1 protein-coding gene and 1 pseudogene are annotated in these 848 nt (G+C 42.2%); both read right to left on the minus strand.

Annotated features, from left to right (window positions below; genetic code table 11):
* Positions 1 to 438 (minus strand): outer membrane beta-barrel protein (locus tag R7040_RS25515; protein WP_318097433.1); only part of this gene is annotated, 438 nt, incomplete at its 3' end.
* A gap of 182 nt (positions 439 to 620) precedes the next feature.
* Positions 621 to 848, minus strand: a pseudogene (locus tag R7040_RS25520) (LysR family transcriptional regulator); the annotation flags it as partial.

Consider the following 848-nt stretch of genomic DNA (forward strand, 5'->3'; position numbering starts at 1 on the left):
CGTTTCAGAAAACGTCGTGTGGCCTTCGTCACCAGTTAGCACAGAATTGCTTACTTTAAATTCCGCGTTGAAGTAAGAAAGGCCCGCTTTCGCGAAAAGATTGAAACGGTCACCAATTGGCAGCGTTAATTTAGGTTGGATAGCCAAAAACTTCATGTCACCAACGGTAACGACGGAGCCGTCTAGAGCGTCGTAACCACCGATCGCACCTTCAAGAGAGATGTACTCGTTGAATGTGTAACCACCAAAAACTTTGCCAGACAGACTTTCGTTGTCTTTAACTTCAAGTTTCTCGCTTGCGTTGTAGGTATTTGATTTGATTGAACCACTGATATCATCAAACGTTGCTTTACCGATCGATGCACCAATGTAAGGAGCGGCGTTTGCCATAGAACAAGTTGCTAGAAGGGCTGCTGTTAGCCATGTTTTCTTTAACATTGTATTTCACTGCCTGTTTTATTATTGAGTTTGTGTATCGCCCTTCCTTAAGCATGTCGCGTTATCCATCTCGCTTGGCGTTAAACCGAGCGAGATGTTAGTGAATAAAAACTCAATAAAACATGAAATATTTAGACACAACTTTTCTATTTTCCTTCTTAATTAAGAATATTTAATCTTAATTACAGACACTGCTGCTTTAACCGGTTGGTCAGTTTGACGATCTCGGCCTGCTTTGCTCGGTTCTTCTTGTGCACAAAATAAAAACTGTCGCCGGTTTCTAAACCATGAGATGGAATGTAAACCAAGTCTTGTGCTTTATCTCGCTCATTCAACATGAAGTCATTGGCAAACGCGATGCCTTGATCGTACCTTGCAGCCTCGATCGCCAAGAGCATGTGGCTAAAATG

The sequence above is a fragment of the Vibrio sp. 1069 genome (assembly GCF_033340555.1).